General features: G+C 38.8%; 20 protein-coding genes and 1 riboswitch. Of the genes, 17 read left to right on the top strand and 3 right to left on the bottom strand.

Features of this window, described 5'->3' with window-relative positions:
* Nucleotides 1-109: 109 nt before the first annotated feature.
* The 4 genes from ACYU0V_RS00725 (at nt 110) to ACYU0V_RS00740 (ending at nt 3,818) form a co-directional block, all read left to right on the top strand.
* Nucleotides 110-1,120, top strand: coding sequence for a YaaC family protein (locus tag ACYU0V_RS00725; RefSeq protein WP_461848692.1), 1,011 nt, complete (start codon nt 110-112; stop codon nt 1,118-1,120).
* 627 nt (nt 1,121-1,747) lie between these two features.
* A complete protein-coding gene (locus ACYU0V_RS00730; protein WP_461848693.1) occupies nt 1,748-2,395 on the top strand; it encodes a MarR family transcriptional regulator in 648 nt (215 codons plus the stop codon).
* Nucleotides 2,392-3,108: a hypothetical protein gene (locus ACYU0V_RS00735; protein ID WP_461848694.1), complete on the top strand. Its 717-nt coding sequence runs from the start codon at nt 2,392-2,394 to the stop codon at nt 3,106-3,108. The genes ACYU0V_RS00730 and ACYU0V_RS00735 overlap by 4 nt, the downstream gene beginning before the upstream one ends.
* Nucleotides 3,090-3,818 carry a PP2C family serine/threonine-protein phosphatase gene (locus ACYU0V_RS00740; RefSeq protein WP_461848696.1) on the top strand — a complete coding sequence of 243 codons (729 nt, stop codon included), beginning with the start codon at nt 3,090-3,092 and terminating at the stop codon, nt 3,816-3,818. Before ACYU0V_RS00735 ends, ACYU0V_RS00740 begins: the two co-directional genes overlap by 19 nt.
* Nucleotides 3,819-4,009: 191 nt before the next feature.
* On the opposite strand, the gene ACYU0V_RS00745 is transcribed toward ACYU0V_RS00740, so the two are convergent.
* Both ACYU0V_RS00745 and ACYU0V_RS00750 read right to left on the bottom strand, forming a co-directional pair.
* Complete coding sequence (locus ACYU0V_RS00745) at nt 4,010-6,199, bottom strand: TonB-dependent receptor (RefSeq protein WP_461848698.1); 2,190 nt, start codon at nt 6,197-6,199, stop codon at nt 4,010-4,012.
* A gap of 230 nt (nt 6,200-6,429) precedes the next feature.
* On the bottom strand, nt 6,430-6,642 hold the full coding sequence (locus ACYU0V_RS00750) for a DUF1737 domain-containing protein (protein WP_005066797.1): 213 nt from the start codon (nt 6,640-6,642) through the stop codon (nt 6,430-6,432).
* Nucleotides 6,643-6,802: 160 nt separating this feature from the next.
* Here ACYU0V_RS00750 and gshB point away from each other — a divergent pair, with 160 nt between their 5' ends.
* The 8 genes from gshB (at nt 6,803) to lpxC (ending at nt 16,039) form a co-directional block, all read left to right on the top strand.
* Nucleotides 6,803-7,747: a glutathione synthase gene (gshB, locus tag ACYU0V_RS00755; RefSeq protein WP_461848699.1), complete on the top strand. Its 945-nt coding sequence runs from the start codon at nt 6,803-6,805 to the stop codon at nt 7,745-7,747.
* A 237-nt stretch (nt 7,748-7,984) separates the two neighbouring features.
* Complete coding sequence (murG, locus tag ACYU0V_RS00760; protein WP_461848700.1) at nt 7,985-9,082, top strand: undecaprenyldiphospho-muramoylpentapeptide beta-N-acetylglucosaminyltransferase; 1,098 nt, start codon at nt 7,985-7,987, stop codon at nt 9,080-9,082.
* An 11-nt stretch (nt 9,083-9,093) separates the two neighbouring features.
* A complete protein-coding gene (murC, locus tag ACYU0V_RS00765; RefSeq protein WP_057075488.1) occupies nt 9,094-10,542 on the top strand; it encodes a UDP-N-acetylmuramate--L-alanine ligase in 1,449 nt (482 codons plus the stop codon).
* A 37-nt stretch (nt 10,543-10,579) separates the two neighbouring features.
* A complete protein-coding gene (locus tag ACYU0V_RS00770; RefSeq protein ID WP_005066802.1) occupies nt 10,580-11,506 on the top strand; it encodes a D-alanine--D-alanine ligase in 927 nt (308 codons plus the stop codon).
* Between the two features lie 2 nt (nt 11,507-11,508).
* Entirely contained in the window at nt 11,509-12,363 is an 855-nt protein-coding gene (locus tag ACYU0V_RS00775) for a cell division protein FtsQ/DivIB (RefSeq protein ID WP_014207933.1), read from the top strand.
* Between the two features lie 60 nt (nt 12,364-12,423).
* Complete coding sequence (ftsA, locus tag ACYU0V_RS00780) at nt 12,424-13,686, top strand: cell division protein FtsA (protein ID WP_060465091.1); 1,263 nt, start codon at nt 12,424-12,426, stop codon at nt 13,684-13,686.
* A gap of 164 nt (nt 13,687-13,850) precedes the next feature.
* Entirely contained in the window at nt 13,851-15,026 is a 1,176-nt protein-coding gene (ftsZ, locus tag ACYU0V_RS00785) for a cell division protein FtsZ (RefSeq protein WP_002121912.1), read from the top strand.
* A gap of 110 nt (nt 15,027-15,136) precedes the next feature.
* Complete coding sequence (gene lpxC / locus ACYU0V_RS00790; protein ID WP_017399846.1) at nt 15,137-16,039, top strand: UDP-3-O-acyl-N-acetylglucosamine deacetylase; 903 nt, start codon at nt 15,137-15,139, stop codon at nt 16,037-16,039.
* 97 nt (nt 16,040-16,136) lie between these two features.
* On the opposite strand, the gene ACYU0V_RS00795 is transcribed toward lpxC, so the two are convergent.
* Nucleotides 16,137-16,583, bottom strand: coding sequence for a DciA family protein (locus ACYU0V_RS00795; RefSeq protein WP_005804431.1), 447 nt, complete (start codon nt 16,581-16,583; stop codon nt 16,137-16,139).
* A gap of 100 nt (nt 16,584-16,683) precedes the next feature.
* On the opposite strand from ACYU0V_RS00795, the gene ACYU0V_RS00800 reads away from it, so the two are divergent.
* From ACYU0V_RS00800 to ACYU0V_RS00820, 5 genes are all read left to right on the top strand, one after another.
* Nucleotides 16,684-17,376 carry a M23 family metallopeptidase gene (locus tag ACYU0V_RS00800; RefSeq protein WP_002121983.1) on the top strand — a complete coding sequence of 231 codons (693 nt, stop codon included), beginning with the start codon at nt 16,684-16,686 and terminating at the stop codon, nt 17,374-17,376.
* Nucleotides 17,377-17,625: 249 nt separating this feature from the next.
* Nucleotides 17,626-20,343, top strand: a complete 2,718-nt coding sequence (gene aceE, locus ACYU0V_RS00805; protein ID WP_017399844.1) for a pyruvate dehydrogenase (acetyl-transferring), homodimeric type — start codon at nt 17,626-17,628, stop codon at nt 20,341-20,343.
* A 2-nt stretch (nt 20,344-20,345) separates the two neighbouring features.
* Nucleotides 20,346-22,334 carry a 2-oxo acid dehydrogenase subunit E2 gene (locus ACYU0V_RS00810; protein ID WP_206258632.1) on the top strand — a complete coding sequence of 663 codons (1,989 nt, stop codon included), beginning with the start codon at nt 20,346-20,348 and terminating at the stop codon, nt 22,332-22,334.
* 146 nt (nt 22,335-22,480) lie between these two features.
* On the top strand, nt 22,481-22,759 hold the full coding sequence (locus tag ACYU0V_RS00815) for a hypothetical protein (protein ID WP_017399842.1): 279 nt from the start codon (nt 22,481-22,483) through the stop codon (nt 22,757-22,759).
* 36 nt (nt 22,760-22,795) lie between these two features.
* Nucleotides 22,796-22,981: riboswitch (yybP-ykoY riboswitch) on the top strand.
* 15 nt (nt 22,982-22,996) lie between these two features.
* A complete protein-coding gene (locus tag ACYU0V_RS00820; protein ID WP_347746852.1) occupies nt 22,997-23,572 on the top strand; it encodes a TMEM165/GDT1 family protein in 576 nt (191 codons plus the stop codon).
* The last annotated feature ends 51 nt before the right edge of the window (nt 23,573-23,623 follow it).

Here is a 23,623-nt window from a genome sequence, read left to right on the forward strand (position 1 = left end):
TTAATAATTTCGTATAAGGCGTATTATGTTAATTTTAGAAAAATTAAAAGCTGCTTTTATTAACATATACTTGTAGTCAATAAAATTATTTATATTTTAAGAGGTAAATGTGGATTCTAAAATTTGGCAAGAGTTGCTTATCCTAGAAAGTCGAGATTCTGTTTCAAACTTATATACAAAAATTCACTCTAGAACTCTTAATGCACAAAGAACTATTGCAATTACTAATGCCGCAAAACAAGCTAGAGAATATTTTAGAAATGCTTACAATTCGAACTACACTGTAAAGCCATTATTGACTTTTTACGGAATAGCAAGCTTAAGCAGATCATTGATTTTATTGTTAAAAAGGAGTGGTGGTGAAGAAACTCTTAGTATGGGACATGGATTAACTACGGAAGCTTGGAGAGATACTTTTTCAGGTAATATGGAACAGAATCTTAGTTCCTTATTAGACTTAAAAATTTCCTCAAGCTCTGGACTATTCTGTGACTTAATAACTGCAATTGAAAATACGTCTTGTATACATACAAATGGGAGTGATCCTAATTGGCACATTACTTATCCCATCAATGACAAATATGAATTAACATTTGGGGACATTTTAAAAAGGTTAGCAGATATACGTTCTGATTTATTAACTGCCAATCATTCACCTCTAAATTTTCCAATTAGTGCTATCTCATTCACTATAAGCGAAGGATTAAAAATCAATACTTACTCTGAGGTAGATAATAACTTAGCTTCAGAACTACTTAAGTATAATTATACGATTTCAGAAGATTCGAAAGTCATATCAGCTACTAGTGATATCTTTCAAGAAGCACATCTGACTTTTACACATACTAATCTTAATAAGATGTTTGGAAGTATACCTCATCTTCATTTTTCACCTCCTTTACCATCCAATAAACATGTGTGTGAAATTGGACTGTTATATATTGCATCGTTCACTATGAGTATGTTGGTAAGATATTTTCCTACTATTTGGGTTTCTATTACTCAAGGCGAGAAAGGAGATATACTCTGGCCAACTATCTATAAAACTCAACAACTAGTGGAATCCTCATTTCCTGAATTAGTATTAGAGTTCATCAATTACAAAGTAAAGAACTCTTAGTACTTTATGCAATAAAAATCCCCACATTTAACATAATGGGCGTTATCCGAAATAAACCTTAATTGTTTTAATTAAATCAATAGCTTAAAAATTTATACCACCCTAAAAAATAGTAAAAAGCTGACTTAGACATAAGTCGGCTTTTTTTTAAGTAGTTTTGATAGTTTCCGCCAATAAAATTGATTGAAAAATGGTCAAAATCGCACCTTTTCTTGATTTCTAAAGGCCTTCATTTGTGAAATTAACCCCATTTGCTGCGGACAAATATTGGGATAATTTGAAGATATGTCCATGTACGTTCTGGCGTACAACCATTCAGGAAATTCACTAATAGCCACACTCAGTTCAATTTTCTATCATGAACTCATTGAGAACAGGATGTTCCAGATAACAATAAGAAATAAACACACTAGGATCGTGAAGCAAGACAGGAGTCATGCTTAATAGCCCAATACGAAAAAACTCCGACAAGATGTCGGGGTTTTTTCATTTCTAGCTAATAAGAATCAGTATATATAATTGATAATATTGTAAATTATAAGATATATAGTAAAAATTCTTGCATAGTGTATAATCTATTGATCAATAATAAATCCTGTCCAAGGATTAAGGACAATTGAGTTTTTTATGATTAAATCGCAAGATATCCTTGTACTCGTAAAGCTTATTTCCATTGAAAAACAATATATTAAATTAGATAATTTTTACTCTAACCCAAAGGTGGATTTTGATGATTTGAATGAAGCTGAATTGGATGAATTTATTGAATTAAGGGCGTTCTATGATTCTTTATCAGTTAGAGGATTATCCGAATCTATAGTCATTAGTAAAAGTGAGGTTTCTGAATGCCTCAAACGCTTAATAAAAGTAGGCCTATTAATTGTAAGTTCTTCTTATCCGTTGAAGAGATTAAATTTAGAAGAAATGACTTGGAAAACTAATAGAAAAGCTTTACTGGAATTAATCCTTTACAGCTTTCAATATTTTTTCCACACAGAAGTTAGCTCTGTTGATATAGGGATACCTACTGTTTTTAATAATAAGAAACTTTCAGAGTATTTATCTTACAGCTCTTCCTTGCCCTATGTCTGGCCTGCTCAAAGCTATCGCTCAATTTCTGGATTATCTGTCCAACCATTACATAAATCTGTACCTTATGCATCATTAGAGGATAATTTTTTATACGAAATTTTCTCTTTGATTGATGTATTTAGGATAGGCTCTCCAAGAGAAAAGAAAATTGCTGAAAATCTATTACGTGAGTATTTACTATGAATAATGCTTTAACTCAAATAAAAATGCTCGAAATCGTAGTTAATGCTCTTAGTGATAATCTAATAAAAGATATGGTTTTTATTGGTGGTTGTACTACCAGTTTATTTTTAGATCCAGATAATTTAGCTTTAGTAACAAGGTATACAAAAGATGTGGATCTAATCGTAGATATTAGGACTACAACACAATGGTATGAATTAGATGAGAAAGTTAGAAAATTAGGATTTAAAAACTATCAAAGTCCTGACCCATTTGAGCAGGATGTTACTTGTCGTTATCAGCTAGGAGAGGATCTAATTGTAGATTTTATGCCTACTGATGAAAAAATTTTAGGATTTTCAAATTATTGGTATAACGAAGCCTTTGAAAATAGGGTGACATATAAACTAGAAAATAATAAAGTCATTAACACACTGAAACCAGAATATTTTTTAGCAACAAAATTTGAAGCTTTTAATGGTCGTGGTGAAGATCCGTTCTGTAGTAAAGACTTAGAAGATATTATAACTATTTGCTTAGGAAGATCTTCATTGGTTGAAGAAATTTATAATGCCTCACCAAAATTAAGAGATTACTTATCAGTACAGTTTGATGAAATAACTAAACTATCTGATTTTGAAATCATAATGGAAGATCAGTGTAGATTTGGCTCAAAAGAAAGAGCACTACAAGTAATTCAAGCGATAAAAAAACAATGGCCGAAAGCATATTAATATATTCTTATCCCCTTACTCATAATATTGTATTACCTGGTAAATTTGGTAGTGATGCGATAGGTAAGCTGACCGAGAATACAAATCTTCAATTTTTTTATGTTTTAGACGGTCATAGTAGTTGCCCAAATAGCAATATTTTAGTTAAAAAATTTCAAACTTACATAGCTTCTTTAAAAGATATTTTTTCAAAATTAGATGATGATGAACAAAATATTCAGTCTTTTTTTAATGATTTAATTTTAAATTTTTTTATAGAAAACAGAGGAAAATTAATTCCAGCTGCAATGAGTCTTTGTATGACGATTTTTAGTTCTAAAAAAGTCTACTCTGCTCATTTAGGTGATTGTAGGCTAGGAAAATTTGACAACAGTAAAAAAATTTATTGGATTACATATCCTCATAATTTAACAATGAGTTTACATACAGAAATAGGACTCAAAGATATTGAGCCTATTCTCAAGTCATCTTCTGATAATAATATTGTCACTAAATCTTTTAATACAAAAAGATTAAAACCTATGAGCTTTAACTCATTTGATCTTGAAAATAATTATACCTATATCATTGCATCTGATGGCTTTTGGAAACTTCAAGATATTGAAATCTTAAAAGTAATTTTAGAGAAAAAAATTTCACAGTTAGATGGAATAACCGATGACACATCACTTTGGATAATATCTGTGGGTAAAAATTTCAAAACTATTTAACATAAAATCTCATATGCGAATCACTTCTTACACTCAAACGTCATGCTCAACTTGTCTTTTTGATCTTGTTCAGCCATCCCAAAGGTGAAAAAGAAGCGCTAGCAAACATGCAAGCTTATCGCGAAAAATACGGTATCTAAAAAGAAAAATGCATACCTCTAAATAGGGGTATGCCTTTTTAATATTTTTATTTAGAACTGATAATTCAAACGCAATAACACATTACGTGGCGTGCCTGGCATGCTGTCTGAACGCCAGTACTCTTTATTGGTTAAATTGTTTACCGCAAGTGTGACATTCCATGGGTCTGCACTGTAGCCAATTGCTGCATCGACACGGTTAAAGCCTTCCATTTTTACTTGATTATTAAGATTTGGATAATACGAACCTACATAGGTTACACCTACCTCGGTATACCACTGTTCGGTTGGTAAATAACGAACAAATAAATTACCCGTGTTTTTAGATGTGTTGGCTAAATAGTTACCTTCTTGTTCAGGCTTTTGTTTATCTTCTTTCACTTTTGCATCTGTGTAACCATAACCACCACGGACAAAGACATTATCAAGTACGCGGCCAATAAAACTAAATTCAAGACCACGGGATTGATGCTGACCAGCTGTTGCCCATACATCTGGCTGTTCATTAGGATTTGGTTTATAGCGAATATTATTTTTACGAATATCAAAGACAGAAAATTGAGTATTTAAACGATTATCTAACCATTCGCTTTTTACCCCAACTTCATATTGCTCGTTATATTGAGGTTCTTTATCCATCTTTGTGACATCGGTGTTTCCAGTAACTTGGTTAACACCCATTTGTCCGCCAAATGGAGCAAAGCTTTTAGAATAAGACGTATAAAAGCTATGTTCAGGAAGCGGTTGCCATACCAAACCAACATTTGGGCTAAAGCTGCCATCTTTTACATTACGGTGTTCTTTAGTCAGCTTGTTGGTGGTTGAAAAGTCAAAGTAATCGTAGCGCACACCCAGCATGAGTTTAAGTTGGTCATTTAGACCAATTAAATCTTGAATAAATACGCCATAAGTTGTGCCTTCATTATAGTTATGCTGACTAATCTTTAATGGGCCATTGCCACGACTGTACTCTCGTTCACCAGTGATTGGATTAACGTAACCATAAATGGCTGACCCATTTTGAGTTTTATTGGCTAGACGTGGCTCTCGCTGTTCATACGTCCAGTCTGTACCCAACATAATTTGGTGTTCAAGCGAGCCTGTTTTGAACTTGCCCTTAATATCAAATGTATTGGTGGTGGTCTTATTGCTGGTTTGTTGCCAGTAGTAATTCTGATTGATATAACCTTTTTTGGTGTTGCATTCTTTGCCTTTCAAGTCATTTCCATCGAGGCCACAATAAGTTCCAAAATAAAAGTGGTCAAAGTTTTGTTCTGCTTGTCGGTAACTTGCTGCCCAGTGAAAGTTCCAATCAGGCGCATATTGATAATTCACATCGGTGCGGACCACTTGCAAAATATCATCCACATAATCGCCGTCTTGGGCAAATCCCATTTTAATTGAAGTCCCTGCAGGCAGAATGTCACGTGATGGTCCGCGATCAGGTACACGAACTAATTTGTCATAGGTGTATTGTGTGGTCCAAGTGAGTGTTCCATCATCATTTTTATAAGTAAAACTTGGTGAAAACATTTCAATCTTATTTTCAATACCAGAGCGGAAGCTGCCTGACTCGCCATATTCTCCAGTTAAACGTATTGCTAAATTGTCATTAAGTACTTGGTTGATGTCAGCCGTTGTTCCGTAGTTATCATATGAACCAGCATATGCACCAACTGAACTTTTAGAGTCAAAATTGGCGAATTTACTCACCATATTCACAACACCGCCGCCAGCACTACGGCCATATAAAACAGAGGCGGGGCCTTTTAAAATTTCAATACGTTCAATATTTGCTGTACTACGACGTACTTGTCCGCTTTCACGTATGCCATCACGGTAAATATCGCCTGTATCGGCACCAAAGCCACGAATCGTGATGCCATCACCGCGCATATCGTAACTAGTTGATACGCCAGGGGTACCTTGCAGCATAACGCTTAAATCATTTGATCCATAAATTTTATATTTCTGAACATCAATCGTATCAACGGTTTGAGGAATATCTTTTTTGTCTAAACCGTTACGTGTGACATTGGCCTTGTCATAGTCGATATAACTTTTAATTGGGTCGAGCTCACTCATGGCCTCAATTTTTATGGTGGGCATGGTGGCTGCTAATTTTGATGAGTCAGTCACATCTTCTGCGTAGGCACCTTGAATATTCAAGATCATTAAACTGAGTAAGCTCAGCGGGAAAAGACGCTTCATTTGGGGAGATGGTATAGAAATTCTTAACATAAAAATAAAATCAATTAACAAAAATAAAAGTATAAATGATAATTATAATCATTTAATTGTTTAGAATAAAAGAACTATTACTTTAAAAAATGACATATTTGTTTTTTAATAACTGATTTCTAATAAGTTAATTAGAAAATTAAACGAATTGTATGAGTTGACTCATTAGTTTTTCTTGTTAATTGGGTTTTAAAGGGGACTTTTCATCGATTAAAAGCACCCTTCTGGAATTACGTGTTATTTTTGAGAACATCTAAAATATCCATTTCTGGATCATAATTTTCATCAATTGTTTTGCAAATTGCTTGTCCCACAATGACATGCGTGCCGTTAAAGGTCATAGTGGGTGCTTCATATAACTCCCAACCATGATTCAGAGCTTTAGTTACTCGCGCACAAAAAGCAGAGTCATCAGGACCAGTTAAATAGCGATAAAGTTTCATGTTTAGCCTTTAAAAATAATATTTTATGATCATAGTTTAACTGAATTTACCTTAATTCAAGATAAAGAAATAACCGATAAGGTTTTACTGAAATTAAGAAAAACCAGTGAAAAATCTCAGTTATACTCATGCTAATTTAAATTTTAAGAAGAGCTTGAGCATGCGTGTACTTGTCGTCATGGATCCGATTGAAACCGTAAACCTTAAAAAGGATTCAACCATGGCAATGTTGTGGGCGGCGAGCCGTCGTGGACATGACTTAGGTTATGCATTACAACAAGATTTATATATCGATCAAGGCAAAGCTTACGGCCTCATTTCACCGTTAAAGGTGTTCGAAGATTACAACCATTACTATGAGTTAGGCGAAAAGAAAAAAGAATCTATTGCGGCTTACGATGTTGTGCTCATGCGTAAAGATCCGCCGTTTGACATGAATTTTGTCTACACGACTTATGTGCTTGAGCAAGCTGAGCGCGAAGGTTCATGGATTATTAACAAGCCTCAATCACTGCGTGATTGCAATGAAAAACTCTTTGCAACGCAGTTTCCAGAACTACAAGTGCCTACATTTGTAACATCGCAACAAAGTTTAATTCGTGAATTTATTAAAGAACATGGCGATGTAATTGTTAAGCCACTTGATGGTATGGGGGGGATGGGTATTTTCCGTTTGTACCAAGACGGTGTAAATATTGGTTCTACCCTAGAAATGCTTACAGAGCTAGGTACTCGTCCAATTATGGCTCAGCGTTATATTCCTGAAATTGTAGAAGGGGATAAGCGTATTTTAATGGTGAATGGTGAACCTGTTCCTTATTGTCTAGCTCGTATTCCACAAAATGGTGAAGTGCGCGGTAACTTGGCGGCAGGTGGTTTAGGCCAAGCGCGTCCGCTTACTGAAAATGATAAGTTGATAGCAGCTAAAATTGGTCCTTTCTTGCGCGAAAAAGGTTTAGTTTTTGTAGGATTAGATGTGATTGGTAATTATGTCACTGAAATTAATGTCACTAGTCCAACCTGTATCCGCGAAATTGATGCTCAATTTGGTACGTCAATTGCCGATGATCTATTTGATGTATTAGAAGCTGGCCGTACAGCTTAATTATTTATTTCAGGTGATTTTCAGCGGTATTTATTGGAAATCACCTGAAAATATATGAATTAATAAAATAACAATACTAAATACACCACAGCTTTGTAGGCATATTTTCAAAAAAGCACATCTTTCTGTTATAAACGAGTGAAATTAGCTTTTCGTTAATGAAGCTTTAGGATTAAAATAAACGGCTACAAAAATAGATGACAATTTCCATTGTTTTTTGAGTTGAAGAATTAGACCGTGACCAATTCACAGCAAAGCAAACCCAAACATGTCATGATGATGGCTGCCGGTACAGGTGGACATGTTTTTCCAGCCCTCGCCGTAGCCAAACAACTTCAACAACAAGGTTGTCAGGTTTCATGGTTAGCCACGCCAACTGGTATGGAAAATCGGTTATTAAAAGATCAAAATATTCCAATATATCAAATTGATATCCAAGGTGTTCGTGGCAATGGATTAGTCCGTAAAGTTGCTGCACCTTTTAAAATTTTAAAAGCCACTTTTAGTGCAATGCGCTATATGAAACAACTTAAAGTTGATGCGGTTGCAGGCTTTGGTGGTTATGTCGCTGGTCCAGGTGGTTTAGCCGCACGTTTGTTAGGCATTCCTGTACTTATTCACGAGCAAAATGCAGTTGCAGGTTTTACCAATGCACAGTTATCTCGTGTTGCTAAAGTGGTGTGCGAAGCATTTCCAAATACCTTTCCTGCTGGTGGAAAAGTTGTAACCACAGGGAACCCTGTGCGTCGTGAAATCACGGATATTTTAAGCCCAAAGTGGCGTTATGATGAGCGTGAGCAAGCAGGCAAGCCTTTAAAAATTTTAATTGTGGGCGGGTCTTTAGGTGCCAAAGCACTCAATGAACGCTTACCTCCAGCATTAAAACAATTACAAGTTCCACTCAATATTTTTCACCAGTGTGGTCAGCAACAAGTTGAGGCAACTCAAGCACTTTATGCAGATGCACCAGCTAATTTAACTGTACACGTTTTGCCGTTTATTGAAGATATGGCAAAAGCTTATAGCGAGGCAGATTTAATTATTTGCCGAGCTGGAGCACTCACGGTAACAGAAGTTGCAACAGCAGGTGTAGCCGCAGTTTTTGTACCACTCCCTATAGCAGTTGATGACCATCAAACTGCAAATGCCAAATTTCTGGCGGATGTCGGTGCTGCGAAAATTTGCCAGCAATCGACCATGACACCAGATGTTTTAAATGAATTGTTCACTTCGCTGATGAACCGCCAATTACTTACTGAAATGGCAGTGAAAGCGCGTCAACATGCCCAACCAAATGCGACTCAGCATGTGGTTGATCTTATCCAAAAAATGTAATCGGATTTACTATGTCTCCATCAACAGCTGCGAACCAAGCAAAAAAACTGATTAAAGTGCCTGAAATGCGCCGTATCAAACACATTCATTTTGTGGGGATCGGTGGCGCTGGGATGTGTGGCATTGCAGAGGTTTTGGGTAACCAAGGCTATAAAATTTCCGGTTCAGACATTAAAGCGTCTAAAACTACAGAACAATTAGAGAAAAATGGCATCAAAGTTTATATTGGCCATCAACCGGAAAATATTAAGAATGCCAATGTGCTTGTAGTTTCTACAGCAATTGATCCGGAAAATCCGGAAATTAAAGCTGCAATTGAACAGCGTATTCCAATTGTTCGTCGTGCAGAAATGCTAGGTGAACTTATGCGTTACCGTCACGGTATTGCTGTGGCTGGTACACATGGTAAAACCACAACTACAAGTCTTTTGACGACAATGTTGGCTGAAGAAAACCTTGATCCAACTTATGTTATTGGCGGCTTACTTAACAGTACAGGCGTAAATGCAGCGTTAGGTGAAAGCCGTTTCATCGTGGCTGAAGCTGATGAATCAGATGCATCTTTCCTTTATTTGCAACCAATGGCAGCCATTGTAACCAATATCGATGCTGACCATATGGACACCTATGAAGGTAGTTTTGATAAATTAAAAGATACGTTTGTACAGTTCCTTCATAACTTACCATTTTATGGTTTGGCTGTAGTTTGTGGTGATGATGCGAACATTCGTGAAATTCTGCCACGTGTAGGCCGTCCAGTTATTACTTATGGTTTTAATGAAGATAATGACATTCGTGCAGTTGATATTGAACAAGATGGTATGCAATCGCACTTCACTGTGTTGCGTAAAGGTCGTGAACCATTGCGTTTAACAATTAATCAACCAGGTTTACATAATGTTTTAAATGCCTTGGCAGCAATTGGTGTTGCAACAGATGAAGGTGTTTCTGATGATGCAATTAGCCGTGCATTAGAAGGATTTAGTGGTGTAGGTCGTCGCTTCCAAGTGCAAGGTGAATTTGAACTTGCTGATGGCAACGTTAAGTTAGTTGATGACTACGGACACCATCCGAAAGAAGTAGAAGCAACTATTAAAGCTGCTCGCCAAAGCCATCCGGACCGTCGTTTGGTTATGTTGTTCCAACCACATCGTTATTCTCGTACCCGCGATTGTTTTGATGACTTCATTGAAGTGCTCTCTCAAGTTGATCAATTATTATTGTTGGAAGTTTACCCTGCTGGTGAAAAGCCTATTGTGGGTGCAGACAGCCGTACTTTAGCGCGTAGTATTCGTTTACGCGGACAAGTAGAACCAATTTTGGTCGATCCGGTTGAAGGTAATTTGCAAAACATCATGCAAAATGTGTTACAACCAAATGACTTGTTATTAACACAAGGTGCGGGTAACGTGGGAGCAATTTCAGTAGAACTTGCACAACACCATTTGTATGTGAAATAAACAAAAAGTATTGAATAATCGGGTTAAGGATTTAAACGTGTCAAATGCTACAAAATTCGGCAAAGTTGCCGTGTTGTTTGGTGGGAAATCGGCTGAGCGTGCTGTGTCTTTGGATAGTGGTCAGGCAGTTTTGGACGCTTTGTTACGTTCAGGTGTTCAGGCTGAAGCATTTGATCCACAAGACCGCAGTGTGACTGAACTTGTAAATTATGATCGTGCATTTATTGTATTGCATGGTCGCGGCGGTGAAGATGGCCAAATTCAAGGTGTGCTTGAATGGTTAAATCTGCCTTATACAGGAACAGGCGTGCAAGGTTCTGCTATTGGCATGGATAAAGTTAAAACCAAGCAAATCTGGCAAGGTAGCGATTTACCTACAGCGCCATATCGCATTATTACTAAAGAAACAGATTTAGATGCGGTGATTGCTGATTTAGGCTTACCTGTCATTATCAAACCTGTACATGAAGGCTCGAGTGTCGGCATGAGTAAGGTTGAGAAAGCAGAAGACTTTGCTGCTGCAATTGAAAAGGCGACTCAGCACGATGCTGTGGTGATGGCAGAAAAATGGATCACTGGTCGTGAATTCACAATTTCATTCTTAAATGGACAGCCTTTGCCCGTTATTCGTTTGCAACCACCAGCAGATGTTGCTTTCTACGACTATGAAGCGAAATATCAACGTAACGATGTAGAGTATGGTATTCCTTGTGGTCTGAGTGAGGCTGAAGAGAAAAACCTACAGGCATTGTGTTTGCGTGCTTTTCAGGCAGTGGGTGCAGAAGGCTGGGGCCGTATTGATGCGATGCAGGATGAGCAAGGCAATTTCTGGCTTTTAGAAGTAAACACTGTTCCAGGTATGACCAGTCACTCTTTAGTTCCTAAAGCTGCTAAAGCTGTGGGTTATAGCTTTGATGAATTGTGTGTTGCGATTCTTGAGCAAACATTGGAAGGTACGGCTTAAATATGGCACAACTTCCGGCTTCCATGCGCCGTAAACGTGCGGCCATCACCTCTATTCATGATAAACCGCCTACGCGTAAGCAGAAGCTTGCGAATGCTGGTGGATGGGTGCTGTTGGTTATTGCTTTTGTAGTGCTGGCAGTCGGAATTTATGGGTTATATAAAGTTATTACAGATGCAACAGTTGCAAAACTAGAAGTTGTAGGTTCAGCATCTTCTGTTGAAACCCAACAAGTGATGCAACATGTTGCTCCAATTATAAAAGCGAATTATTTCACATCTGATTTAGAACAGATTCGTGACAAAACATTAGAAATTTCATGGGTAGACCGAGTTGTTGTATCTCGTGCTTGGCCCAATGGTATTCGTGTTCGTGTCATGCCTCGACATGCTATCGCCCGTTGGGGAACAGGTCGCTTGTTAAGCGATGGAGGCGATGTATTTAGTGAGGCGGAGCCGACAATTCATCCTGAACTTCCGTTGCTTCATGGGCCGGTAAGTCAGTCAAAAATGATGATGCGACGCTATAATGAAATTAATCAATTATTCCATCCTGTTAATTTACGCTTAAAAGAGTTATATCTGACTGAGCGAATGACTTGGTTTATGCAATTTGATTCTGGTTTGCGTATTATTGTTGACCAAGATCAAACAATGAATAAGTTGCAACGTTTAAGTCATCTGGCACAATCTGACTTAAAACCGGTGTGGTCGAAAATCTCAGCCATTGATTTGCGATATCGTAATGGATTATCTATTCAATGGAAGAACGCAACACCACCTAAAATTGTGAATGGTCAGTTTGTTGTAACGAGTGATGACACAAGCATTGCAGGTGGAACAAAAGCAAAGCCATAATACGTGGCTTTAAAATAGGCAATTTGCCTGGTATTAAACAACAAAGAAATGGTATGAGTGATGAGTGAAGCTGTTCCCTCAGTTGTTGCGATTGACATTGGGACGCATAAAGTTTCAGTTTTGATTGGAAAAATTCATGCGCCGGATAACATTCAAGTTATCGGTATGGCAACTGCTCGCAATCGAGGCATGAATAAAGGAAAAATTGTAAGCCTCGATAAAGTCATTGCTGCGATTAAAAATGCTGTTGCTGAAGCGGAAAATATGGCCGAATGTCGCATTCATAGCGCATGGGTATCTATTCCGAGTACCGAGTTGCAAAGTTTTTATGCCTCTGGTCGCACACCAGTATCTAATCCAGCACATGTGATTACAACAAATGAAGTCGTGCGCGCGTTAGAATTGGCAAAAGCAAGTCATGTGACTTCTGATTACTATTTAGCAAGTGCAGTGCCGTTAGGCTTTGAATTAGGTGATTCTGCTGAATGGGTGCAGAATCCAATTAATATGACTGCCCATAGTATGACTGGTCACTATCAACTCATGATGATGCCAATCGCTACTATGCAGAACCTTGATCGTGCCATGAAAGGTGCGAACATTGGTGTTGAAAAAATGGTGGTTTCTTGCTTGGCAACCGCTGAAGCAAGTTTGCTCAAAGATGAAAAAGAGTATGGTGTTTGTCTGGTCGATATTGGCGCAGGTATTACCAATCTTGCGGTTTATCTAGATGGACGTTTGGCTCTGGCACGTACATTGCAACGCGGTGGTGAGCACGTTACGCGTGATATTGCTGCTGTATTGCAAACTACAACAGAAGAAGCTGAACGTATTAAAATTCTGTATGGTTGTGTTGATTTAAGTGCTGTTAAGCCAGATCACATGATTCAGGTAGAAGGAATTGATGGCCCTCAAACAATTAGCCGAATTGAGTTGTCAGAAATTATTATTGCCCGTTATGAAGAGATCTTTAGCCAGATTCGCGATGAACTCGAACAAAGTGGTGCAATTCATGGTTTATACCATGGAGTAGTATTGACAGGGGATGCTTGTCAAATAGAAGGTATGGTGAGTTTAGCTCGTCGTATGTTGGGTGTATCTGCACATTTGGGTAATCCGCCGTTACAGGTTTATGCTGATGATCAACATCAAGCAGCCTTACGTCGTTCTATGTATGCAACAGCAGCTGGTTTGCTCATGTTTAGCCAAAGTGAGTTGCAAGATGCTGTTGAAGAGCCTGAAGAGGCAAATGACCGTTCGGTATGGGAACGAATGGTAAATGGCTGGAATGCGTTTAATAGCAAGTTAAAAGCCATTTTTTAGGATGTATGTATTTATTGGTAGAATTGTTAGGAAGTTGTAAGAGAAAACCGCTGTACTTGACAAGGTTGGTATTGCACAGCATTCTTAAAATTAGTTATTTTTGAAAATCAAGGCAGTATACGGGCTGAAGTGACTGCCATAATGTATTAGGAACCCTAAAGGTCATGGCCTCATTTGAATTTATAGAAGATGAACTAAACGATGGCAACGGTCAAGCCCGTTTCACTGTATTTGGTGTAGGTGGTGGTGGCGGTAATGCCGTTCAACATATGGTGCAGTCTGATATTCAAGGTGTTAAATTCGTTTGTGCCAATACAGACAAACAAGCACTGGACTGTATGAATGCACCTTTCAAAATTCAGTTAGGCGAGCAAAGTACACGTGGTCTAGGTGCTGGTGCTAACCCCGAAGTAGGGCAAGTTGCAGCAGAAGAAAGCCGTGAAATCATTCGTCACCACCTTGAAGGTACCGATATGGTTTTCGTTACCGCTGGTATGGGTGGTGGTACGGGTACTGGTGCAGCGCCTGTTGTGGCTGAAGTTGCCAAAGAAATGGGGATTTTGACTGTTGGTGTAGTTACAACACCATTTAACTTTGAAGGCCGCCGTCGTTTAAAGTCTGCTGAACGTGGTATTGAAGCACTTGAAGCACATGTTGACTCATTGATTATTATCCCTAACCAACGCTTATTAAGCGTATATGGCGATATTTCAATGAAAGATGCTTATAAAAAAGCTGATGATGTATTGTTAAACGCTGTACGTAGTATCTTTGACTTGGTTGTTAACCGTGGTCACATTAACCTTGACTTCGCCGATTTGAAAACTGCAATGAGTACTCGCGGTTACGCAATGATGGGTGCTGGTTTAGGTCGTGGTGAAGATCGTGCGCGTCAAGCTGCTGAACAAGCGATCCGTAGTCCATTACTTGATAACGTAAATATTATTAATGCCAAAGGCGTGTTAATTAATATTACGGGTGGTGATGATATTACACTACGTGAGACTGAAATCATTACTGACGTGGTGAACCAGATTGTTGACCTTGATGAAGGTGAAATCTTCTACGGTACAGTATTTGATCCAGATGCACGTGATGAATTACGCGTAACAGTGATTGCAACTGGTTTAACTCGTAATGCAGCAGATGCTGAACCGAGAAAACGTAATACGGTAAGCCATGCATCGTCTCAATCAGCTCAATCTGTTGATGAAGATGATGTTCCTGCAATCAATAAGCGTCAAAACGCTGATAATGAAGTCAGTAGCACAGCAAGTTCTACTCCGCGTTCTTCTCCAATGAGTATTCAAGATTACTTGAAAAATCAGCAACGTAAGTAAATAATCGTTAGATTTAATGAAAGGCAGTGTTTAAACACTGCCTTTTTTTATTTTTGATCAATGACTAAATATGCTAACGTATAGCGGTTTTAAAAAAGAAGTTACAAAGCATGGTGAAACAACGTACTCTCAATCGTGTGGTAAAAGCGAGTGGAATAGGTCTTCATAGCGGTCAAAAAGTGATGATCAATTTCATTCCACATACCGTGGATGGAGGTATTGTATTTCGCCGTATCGATTTGGATCCACCTGTCGATATCCCTGCCAATGCTTTATTGATTCAAGAAGCTTTTATGTGTTCCAACTTGGTAACGGGAGATATAAAAGTAGGAACAATTGAGCATGTAATGAGTGCAATTGCAGGTTTAGGAATTGATAACCTGATTGTTGAGGTGTCAGCTTCTGAAGTTCCAATTATGGATGGAAGTGCTGGTCCATTTATTTACCTTTTAATGCAAGGTGGATTACGTGAACTGGATGCACCAAAAAAATTCATAAGAATATTAAAACCAGTTGAAGCACTCATCGATGATAAGAAAGCAATTTTCAGCCCTCACAATGGTTTTCAATTAAATTTCACGATTGATTTTGACCATCCGGCATTTGCTAAAGAATATCAATCTGCCACGATCGACTTTTCGACCGAAACTTTTGTTTATGAAGTCAGTGAAGCACGTACTTTTGGTTTCATGAAAGATCTGGATTACCTGAAGGCAAATAATTTAGCACTAGGTGCAAGTTTAGATAATGCAATTGGTGTAGATGATACAGGTGTGGTCAACGAAGAAGGTTTACGTTTCGCTGATGAATTTGTTAGACATAAAATATTAGATGCAGTAGGTGATTTGTATTTGCTTGGTCATCAAATTATTGCCAAGTTCGATGGCTATAAATCAGGACATGCTTTAAATAATCAGTTGTTACGCAATGTTCAAAGTGATCCGAGTAATTATGAAATTGTAACATTTGATGACGAGAATCAATGTCCAATTCCATATGTGAGCGTGACATAAGTCATTGTCTTTACTTGGCTATGTTATAATGTAACATTAAAAAGTGTGATTTTTATCACATAATAATAATGATTCTAATTAAGAAATATAAAGCTCATCATTTTTTATTGCTTGCCAAACGTAGTAAAGCTTGGCTAAGCTTAGGGTCGCTCACAAAGTCGGCTGCACTACGTAACATTTCTTGTGTTTCCGGGGGGATGGGTTTAGATGGCTCAGATGAAGGTGCGTTTGGAATATTTTTATTTCTTAATCGAACCTGAATTCTTTGTAGGTCTTTTAGCCCTTCGAGCTGAGATAATTTAGATACATATTGGTTCTGTAAATAACTGAGTTGACTAATCATCGCTTGATTTTCACCAGTAATGATTAAAGAGCCATTTTGATAACACACAACCTGCCATTGTTCCGGTTGGGGCAATAAGGGTTGGATAATTTTCGTAAGTCTTTGCCATTGCGCGACTTGCGTTGTTAGAAACGTAAGGTTTCCTGTTTTTATGTGTTTTCCGGTTTGTTGAAAAACGTTATCGGGTTTGGACATGGTCATTCTCGGATAGATTCTTGTCTTAATCTTAAGCGTTCATTTCAATTGATATCAAGGAAGAGATCATAAGGAACTTGAGTAAGAACAGTTTCAAGAGGTTTTTATGCACACGCGTCGTATTTTATTAGCGTTTTCACTTGCCGCTTCGGCAGCATCAGTTGCTTTTGCAGATTATCAAACAATTAACCAATCTACTGATTCAGATCGATTGGAACAGCTATCAAAAACATTATCTCAAGGTTCATATACTCATCCCGATGATTTAGATCTTCCGGCGAGTGCGAAAGTTTCAGTGACCTTACGCCAAAAAACGGTTGAACTCAACAATGAGTCACTTGCAAAGAAGTACGGTAATACAACCGCAAAAAATTCTTTTAATGCCTCTTCTTCAAATTCTTACTCTTGGTTAGTTTCTCACCCTCTTCCTGATACTGTACGAGTTTCTTCAAACTTTGGTGGCCGCACTATGGGTGGTCGTGCAGAACATCATGGCGGATTAGATATGGCTGCTCCGAGTGGCACGCCAATCTATGCTACAGGCCCAGGTATTGTAACTAAATCTGGCTGGGGCACTGGCTATGGTCAATATGTTGAAATTAACCACGGCAATGGTTATTTAACGCGTTATGCTCATGCTTCACGTCTAATGGTGCGTGTAGGCGACCAAGTCTCTGCAGGTGAACATATTGCTAATGTAGGGTGTACAGGTCGCTGTACTGGTCCACATTTGCACTATGAAGTAGTAAAAGATGGTCAACGTAAGAACCCAACTACTTACTTGGCGATGCTTCCATAAAAGCATAGTTAAAAAGGTAAGGTTATTAAATTTATGAATCTAAAACTAAGCTAAACCTTTTTTAACGCAAAGATTGTATAAAAAAACGCCATTATTGGCGTTTTTTTGTTATTTTGTTTACTGCTCGGTCAATGACTATTCATTCAGAAAATAATAGGGCCCCCTCACATTCACCCGAGGCAATAACTTGAAAGGGGTAAAACGTGGTAAAAATACAAAGTAGATTAGAGAACAAGGAACAGGTGAATTATGGCGTTTTACGGTGACTCCGACGCACAAGAAACCCAAGAATGGCAAGATGCATTCGATTCAGTTTTACAACATATGGGAACTGAACGAGCGGCATTCTTGTTGGAAAAACTTTACCAACAAGCAATTGCTAAGCATGTTCCAATTCAACGTCTCAATACACCTTACTTAAATACAATTTCTGTTGAAGAACAACCTGCAATGCCAGGCGACCAAGATATGGAACGCCGTATTCGTGCATTGATTCGTTGGAATGCCTTAGCAATGGTACTTCGCGCGAATAAAACAGGTGATGATTTAGGTGGACACTTGGCGAGCTTCGCATCAAGTGCAACATTATATGACGTAGGTTTTAACCATTTCTTCCGCGCAAACAGCAATAGCTTTGGCGGAGATATGATTTATTACCAAGGGCACTGTGCTCCTGGTATTTATGCACGTTCATTCCTTGAAGGACGTTTAACTGAAGAACAGTTAAGTAATTTCCGCCGTGAAGTTGGCGGTAACGGTTTACCAAGCTATCCGCATCCATATTTAATGCCTGACTATTGGCAATTCCCAACTGTATCAATGGGTCTTGGTCCAATCATGTCGATTTATCAAGCACATATTCAAAAATATTTGATGAACCGTGGCTTGATCAAAGAAGAAGATCGTAAAGTTTGGGCTTATCTTGGCGATGGCGAGATGGATGAGCCAGAAAGTACTGGTGCTATTTCACTTGCTGGTCGCGAAAAGCTTGATAACCTTATCTGGGTTGTTAACTGTAACTTACAGCGTTTAGATGGTCCTGTACGTGGTAACGGTAAAATCATTCAAGAACTAGAATCTTTATTCCGTGGTGCGGGCTGGCGTGTTATTAAAGTGGTATGGGGCCGTCATTGGGACCCACTACTTGCAAAAGACAGCACAGGCGCTTTAAAAGCGGTAATGGAAGAGACAGTTGATGGTGAGTACCAACGCTATCAAGTGAAAGGTGGTGCATACACGCGTGAGAAATTCTTTGGCAAGTACCCAGAAGCTGCGGAACTTGTAAAAGATTTAAGCGATGAAGACATCGATAATCTTAACCGTGGTGGTCATGACCCTTACAAAGTGTTTGCTGCATATGCAGAAGCAATGAAAGCTAAAGGTCAACCAACAGTTATTCTTGCGAAAACTGTTAAAGGTTACGGTTTGTCTGAAGAAATTGAAGCGGTGAACAAAACTCACCAAATCAAAAAAATGCAGATCGACTCTTTGAAATATGTACGTGACCGTTTCAATCTTCCATTTACAGACGATAAGTTAGAAGAGCTTCCATTCTATCGCCCAAGTGAAAACTCTCCAGAAATGAAGTACATGAAGGCGCGTCGTGAAGCGTTAGGTGGTTACCTACCTGCACGTCGTAAAGAGAGTGAAATTTTAGCGATTCCTGAATTATCTGTATTTGATGCTGTATTAAATGGTTCAGGTGGTAAAGAACAATCTACCACTATGGTGATGGTTCGTTTAATTGCTTCTTTACTCAAAGAAAAAGCGATTAAAGACCGCGTAGTACCAATTGTTCCAGATGAAGCACGTACTTTTGGTCTAGAAGGTATGTTCCGTCAGCTTGGTATTTATGCTGCTCACGGTCAAAAATATACTCCAGAAGACCAAGAACAGTTAATGCATTACCGTGAAGCAAGTGATGGTCACATGCTTCAAGAAGGGATTAACGAAGCTGGTGCGATGAGTGCATGGGCTGCGTTGGCAACAAGTTATTCAACGAATAACTTGCCAATGATTCCAATGTATATGTACTACTCAATGTTTGGTTTCCAACGTATTGGTGACATTGCATGGGCAGCAGGTGATGCGCAAGCTCAAGGTTTCTTGTTGGGTGCAACTGCTGGTCGTACAACGTTGAACGGTGAAGGTCTACAGCACCAAGATGGTCATTCACATATCTTGGCGAACACTATTCCAAACTGTGTATCTTATGATCCATGTTTTGGTTATGAGTTAGCTGTAATCGTGCATGACGGTTTAAAACGTATGTATGTGAACCAAGAGCGTGTGTTCTACTATTTAACTGTAATGAATGAAAACTACGAGCATCCTGCAATGCCTGAAGGCGCTGAGGAAGGCATTAAACGTGGTATGTACTTGTTCGAAAAAGATGAAAAAGCAACTGTCCAATTACTTGGTTCAGGTGTAATTCTTCGTGAAGTAATCAAAGCTGCGAAAATCTTACGTGATGAATATCAAATCCACTCAAACGTTTGGAGTGTAACAAGCTTCAATGAGTTGTCACGTGATGGTATGGCATGTGAAGAATACAACCGTTTACACCCACTTTCTGAAGAAGTGAAAGAATCTTGGGTATCTAAACAGTTACGTGGTACAGAAGGTATCGTTGTTTCAGCAACAGACCATATGCGTGCTTACAGTGAACAAATCCGTGCTTATCTTCCAGATGGTCGCCCATTTGTTGCATTAGGTACAGATGGATACGGTCGTTCAGATACACGTGCTAACTTACGTAGTTTCTTTGGTGTTGATGCTGCACATATCGTTGTTGCTACTTTGAAAAAATTAGCTGACGAAGGTGAAGTGGATGCACGTTTAGTTAAAGACGCAATTTCTAACTTTGAGTTAGATACTGACCGTCCAGTGGCATGGGCTCCTCAAGCGCATCCAGAAGTTCAGGCAGTTGCTGAATATAATGAAACGCAAACAGGTGAGGGGAACTAAGCATGCAAATTAAGACCCCTGATATTGGTGTAGATAAAGCAGTTGTTGCTGAAATTTTAGTAAAAGTTGGCGACAGCATTGCAGAAAATGACAGCCTTGTTTTGCTTGAGTCAGATAAAGCCTCTGTTGAAGTGCCTAGCACTTCAGCAGGTGTGGTAAAAAGCATCTTAATCAAAGAAGGTGATAGCGTAACTGAAGGTACGGTATTGCTTGAACTTGAAGCTGAGGGTGCTGCACCAGTAACTCAAGCAGAAGAAGCTCCAAAAGCTGCACCAGCAGCTGAACAAACAGCAGCACCGGCAGCGGCTCAACAGCCTTCAACTGCTGCTCAACCAGCAACGGCAACCACTAGCCAAGTGGTTGAAGTTCAAGTTCCCGATATTGGTGTTGAAAAAGCACTAGTTGGTGAAATTTTAGTAAAAGTTGGCGAACAGATTGATGTTGAACAAAGCATCGTTGTGGTTGAGTCTGACAAAGCAACTGTAGAAGTACCAAGCAGTGTTGCAGGTACTGTAGAAAGCATTCAAGTTAAAGAAGGCGATACAGTTAAAGAAGGTGTTGTTCTTATTCAAGTAAAAACAACGTCTGCATCTAGTGCACCAGCTGAGGCACCTGCTTCTACAACAGCAGCTCCAGCGGCAGCACCTGCACCAGCTCAGCAAGAAACTGTAGCAACGACTGCTACTCAATCTGGACCGGTTGACATTAACGTTCCTGATTTGGGTGTAGATAAAGCAGTTGTTGCTGAAATCTTGGTTCAGGTTGGTGACAAAGTTGATGTAGACCAAAGCCTTGTTGTTGTTGAGTCAGATAAAGCAACTGTGGAAGTTCCAAGTACTGTTGCTGGTGTTGTGAAAGCAATTCACTTGCAAGCAGGCCAACAAGTTTCACAAGGTGTATTGCTGGCAACAATTGAAGCTGAAGGCCAAGCACCTGCTGCTGCACCAGCGGCGAAAGCAGAATCAGCTCCAGCTCCGCAGGCAGCAGCACCTAAAGCGGCAACTCCTGCTCCGACTCAATCAGTATCTGCTCCTGCTTCTTCTGGTAATGATAAATTAACCAAAGAGCAAGAAGCCGAAAACGCTAAAGTTTATGCAGGCCCTGCTGTGCGTAAGCTTGCTCGTGAACTTGGTGTAGTTTTATCTCAAGTTAAAACTTCTGGTGAACATGGCCGTGTTGTTAAAGAAGATATCTTTGCGTATGTGAAGACTCGTTTAACTGCCCCGCAAGCGGCATCAGTTGCTGCGGCGGCACCAGCGGTTTCGGGTTTGCCAAAGCTTCCTGACTTCACTGCGTTTGGTGGAGTAGAAGAAAAAGTACTGACGCGTTTGCAGCAAGTATCAATTCCGCAATTGTCGTTGAACAACTTTATTCCGCAAGTCACCCAGTTTGATTTGGCTGATATTACTGAGTTAGAAGATTGGCGTAATGAACTGAAAGGCAACTTCAAAAAAGAAGGTATTAGCCTGACGATTATGGCATTCATTATCAAAGCGGTTGCGTACTTGTTGAAAGAAGAGCGTGAATTCGCAGGTCATCTATCTGATGACGGTAAATCAGTGCTCTTGCGTAATGAAATCCATATGGGAATTGCGGTAGCAACACCTGATGGTTTAACTGTGCCAGTACTTCGTAACCCAGACCAAAAATCAATTAAGCAAATTGCAGTTGAATTGGGTGTGTTAGGTCAAAAAGCGCGTGATAAGAAATTAACACCGAAAGATTTGCAAGGTGCGAATTTCACCATTTCAAGTTTAGGCGCAATTGGTGGTACAGCATTTACACCTCTTGTGAACTGGCCACAAGTTGCAATTTTAGGTATTTCACCTGCAACAATGCAGCCAGTATGGAATGGTAAAGACTTTGATCCGCGTTTAATGTTGCCGTTGTCATTGTCTTATGACCACCGTGTAATTAATGGTGCAGATGCAGCTCGCTTTACAAATAAACTTACGAAACTTCTTAAAGATATTCGTACTTTATTAATCTAATATTTTTAAATGAATCATTAAAACCTCGCTTCGGCGGGGTTTTATTTTGATATTTAATTTAATTGGTTTTAAGTTAATCTAAAGACGAAAAATGAAGTGTCGAGAGAGGAGAAATTTCTCGTTAGTCGGTAAAGGAGAAAGAATAAATGGTAGGATTTTTAAAAATCATGGTGCCGATTCTATTAATTGTATTTTTATTAATGGGGTTGTGGGTGAGTGTTTTACACTTTCCTTGGGAATGGATGACTTACGTTGCAATGGGCTTGGAAGTATTTGTAGCAATGCTTATTTTGCCATTTGAATTTCAATCTCAGCACGTAACTGGCATTAATCATTTTGGATTTATTAACTTAAGTATTTGTTTGGCTTTATTATTGGGTCTAGGACGATTGTTAGTTTGGGCATGGATAAAATTTTTCGCCTGAATGTTTGAAAAATAGAACTACTCGAATATAATAAACGCATACTTCATTGGGGAGTAGCCGCTATTCATTTCTAAATGAATAGGTGATGATCAACATAATTGTTCAACAGAACATGGTCATCATAGCTTAAACGTCTCATCGTTTCCGAGTTGGCAAGACCTTTGATTTACCACTCTGCAGATATTTGGCTAGCAGGAGGGGTAGGTCATGGGCATTTATGCTAGCCAGAGAAACGACATGCAAGAATTTCTGATTTCTACTTCAATTGTTGCCCTCGCTGAAATGGGCGATAAAACCCAATTATTGGCCCTTTTACTGTCTGCACGTTTCCGTAAGCCAATCCCTATTCTTATTGCGATTCTTTTAGCTACTCTAATTAATCATGGTATTTCTGCTGTACTTGGACAGTGGATTACAACCGTGCTGAGCCCCGAAATTTTAGTCTGGGTCCTTGCCGCTGGCTTCATTGGTATGGCGTTCTGGATGCTTATTCCAGATAAGCTCGATGATGAAACAGATAGTATTAATAAATGGCAAAAATTTGGTGTTTTTGGTGCAACCTTTATCTTGTTTTTCTTAGCAGAAATTGGTGATAAGACTCAAATTGCAACAGTGGCTTTAGCGGCACGTTATGACAGCATTTTCTGGGTTATGCTTGGTACAACCTTAGGGATGATGATTGCCAATGCACCTGCTGTATTTATTGGTAATAAATTAGCTGAACGTTTATCTATCTCGCTCATTCATAAAATTGGTGCTGCTATTTTCTTAATTGTAGGTATCTCAACTTTAGTGCAGTATTACTTCTTCTAACGCATTTTAAGCTACCAAAAAACGCACTCGAATCGAGTGCGTTTTTTTATA

The organism is Acinetobacter sp. X9 (assembly GCF_054889255.1).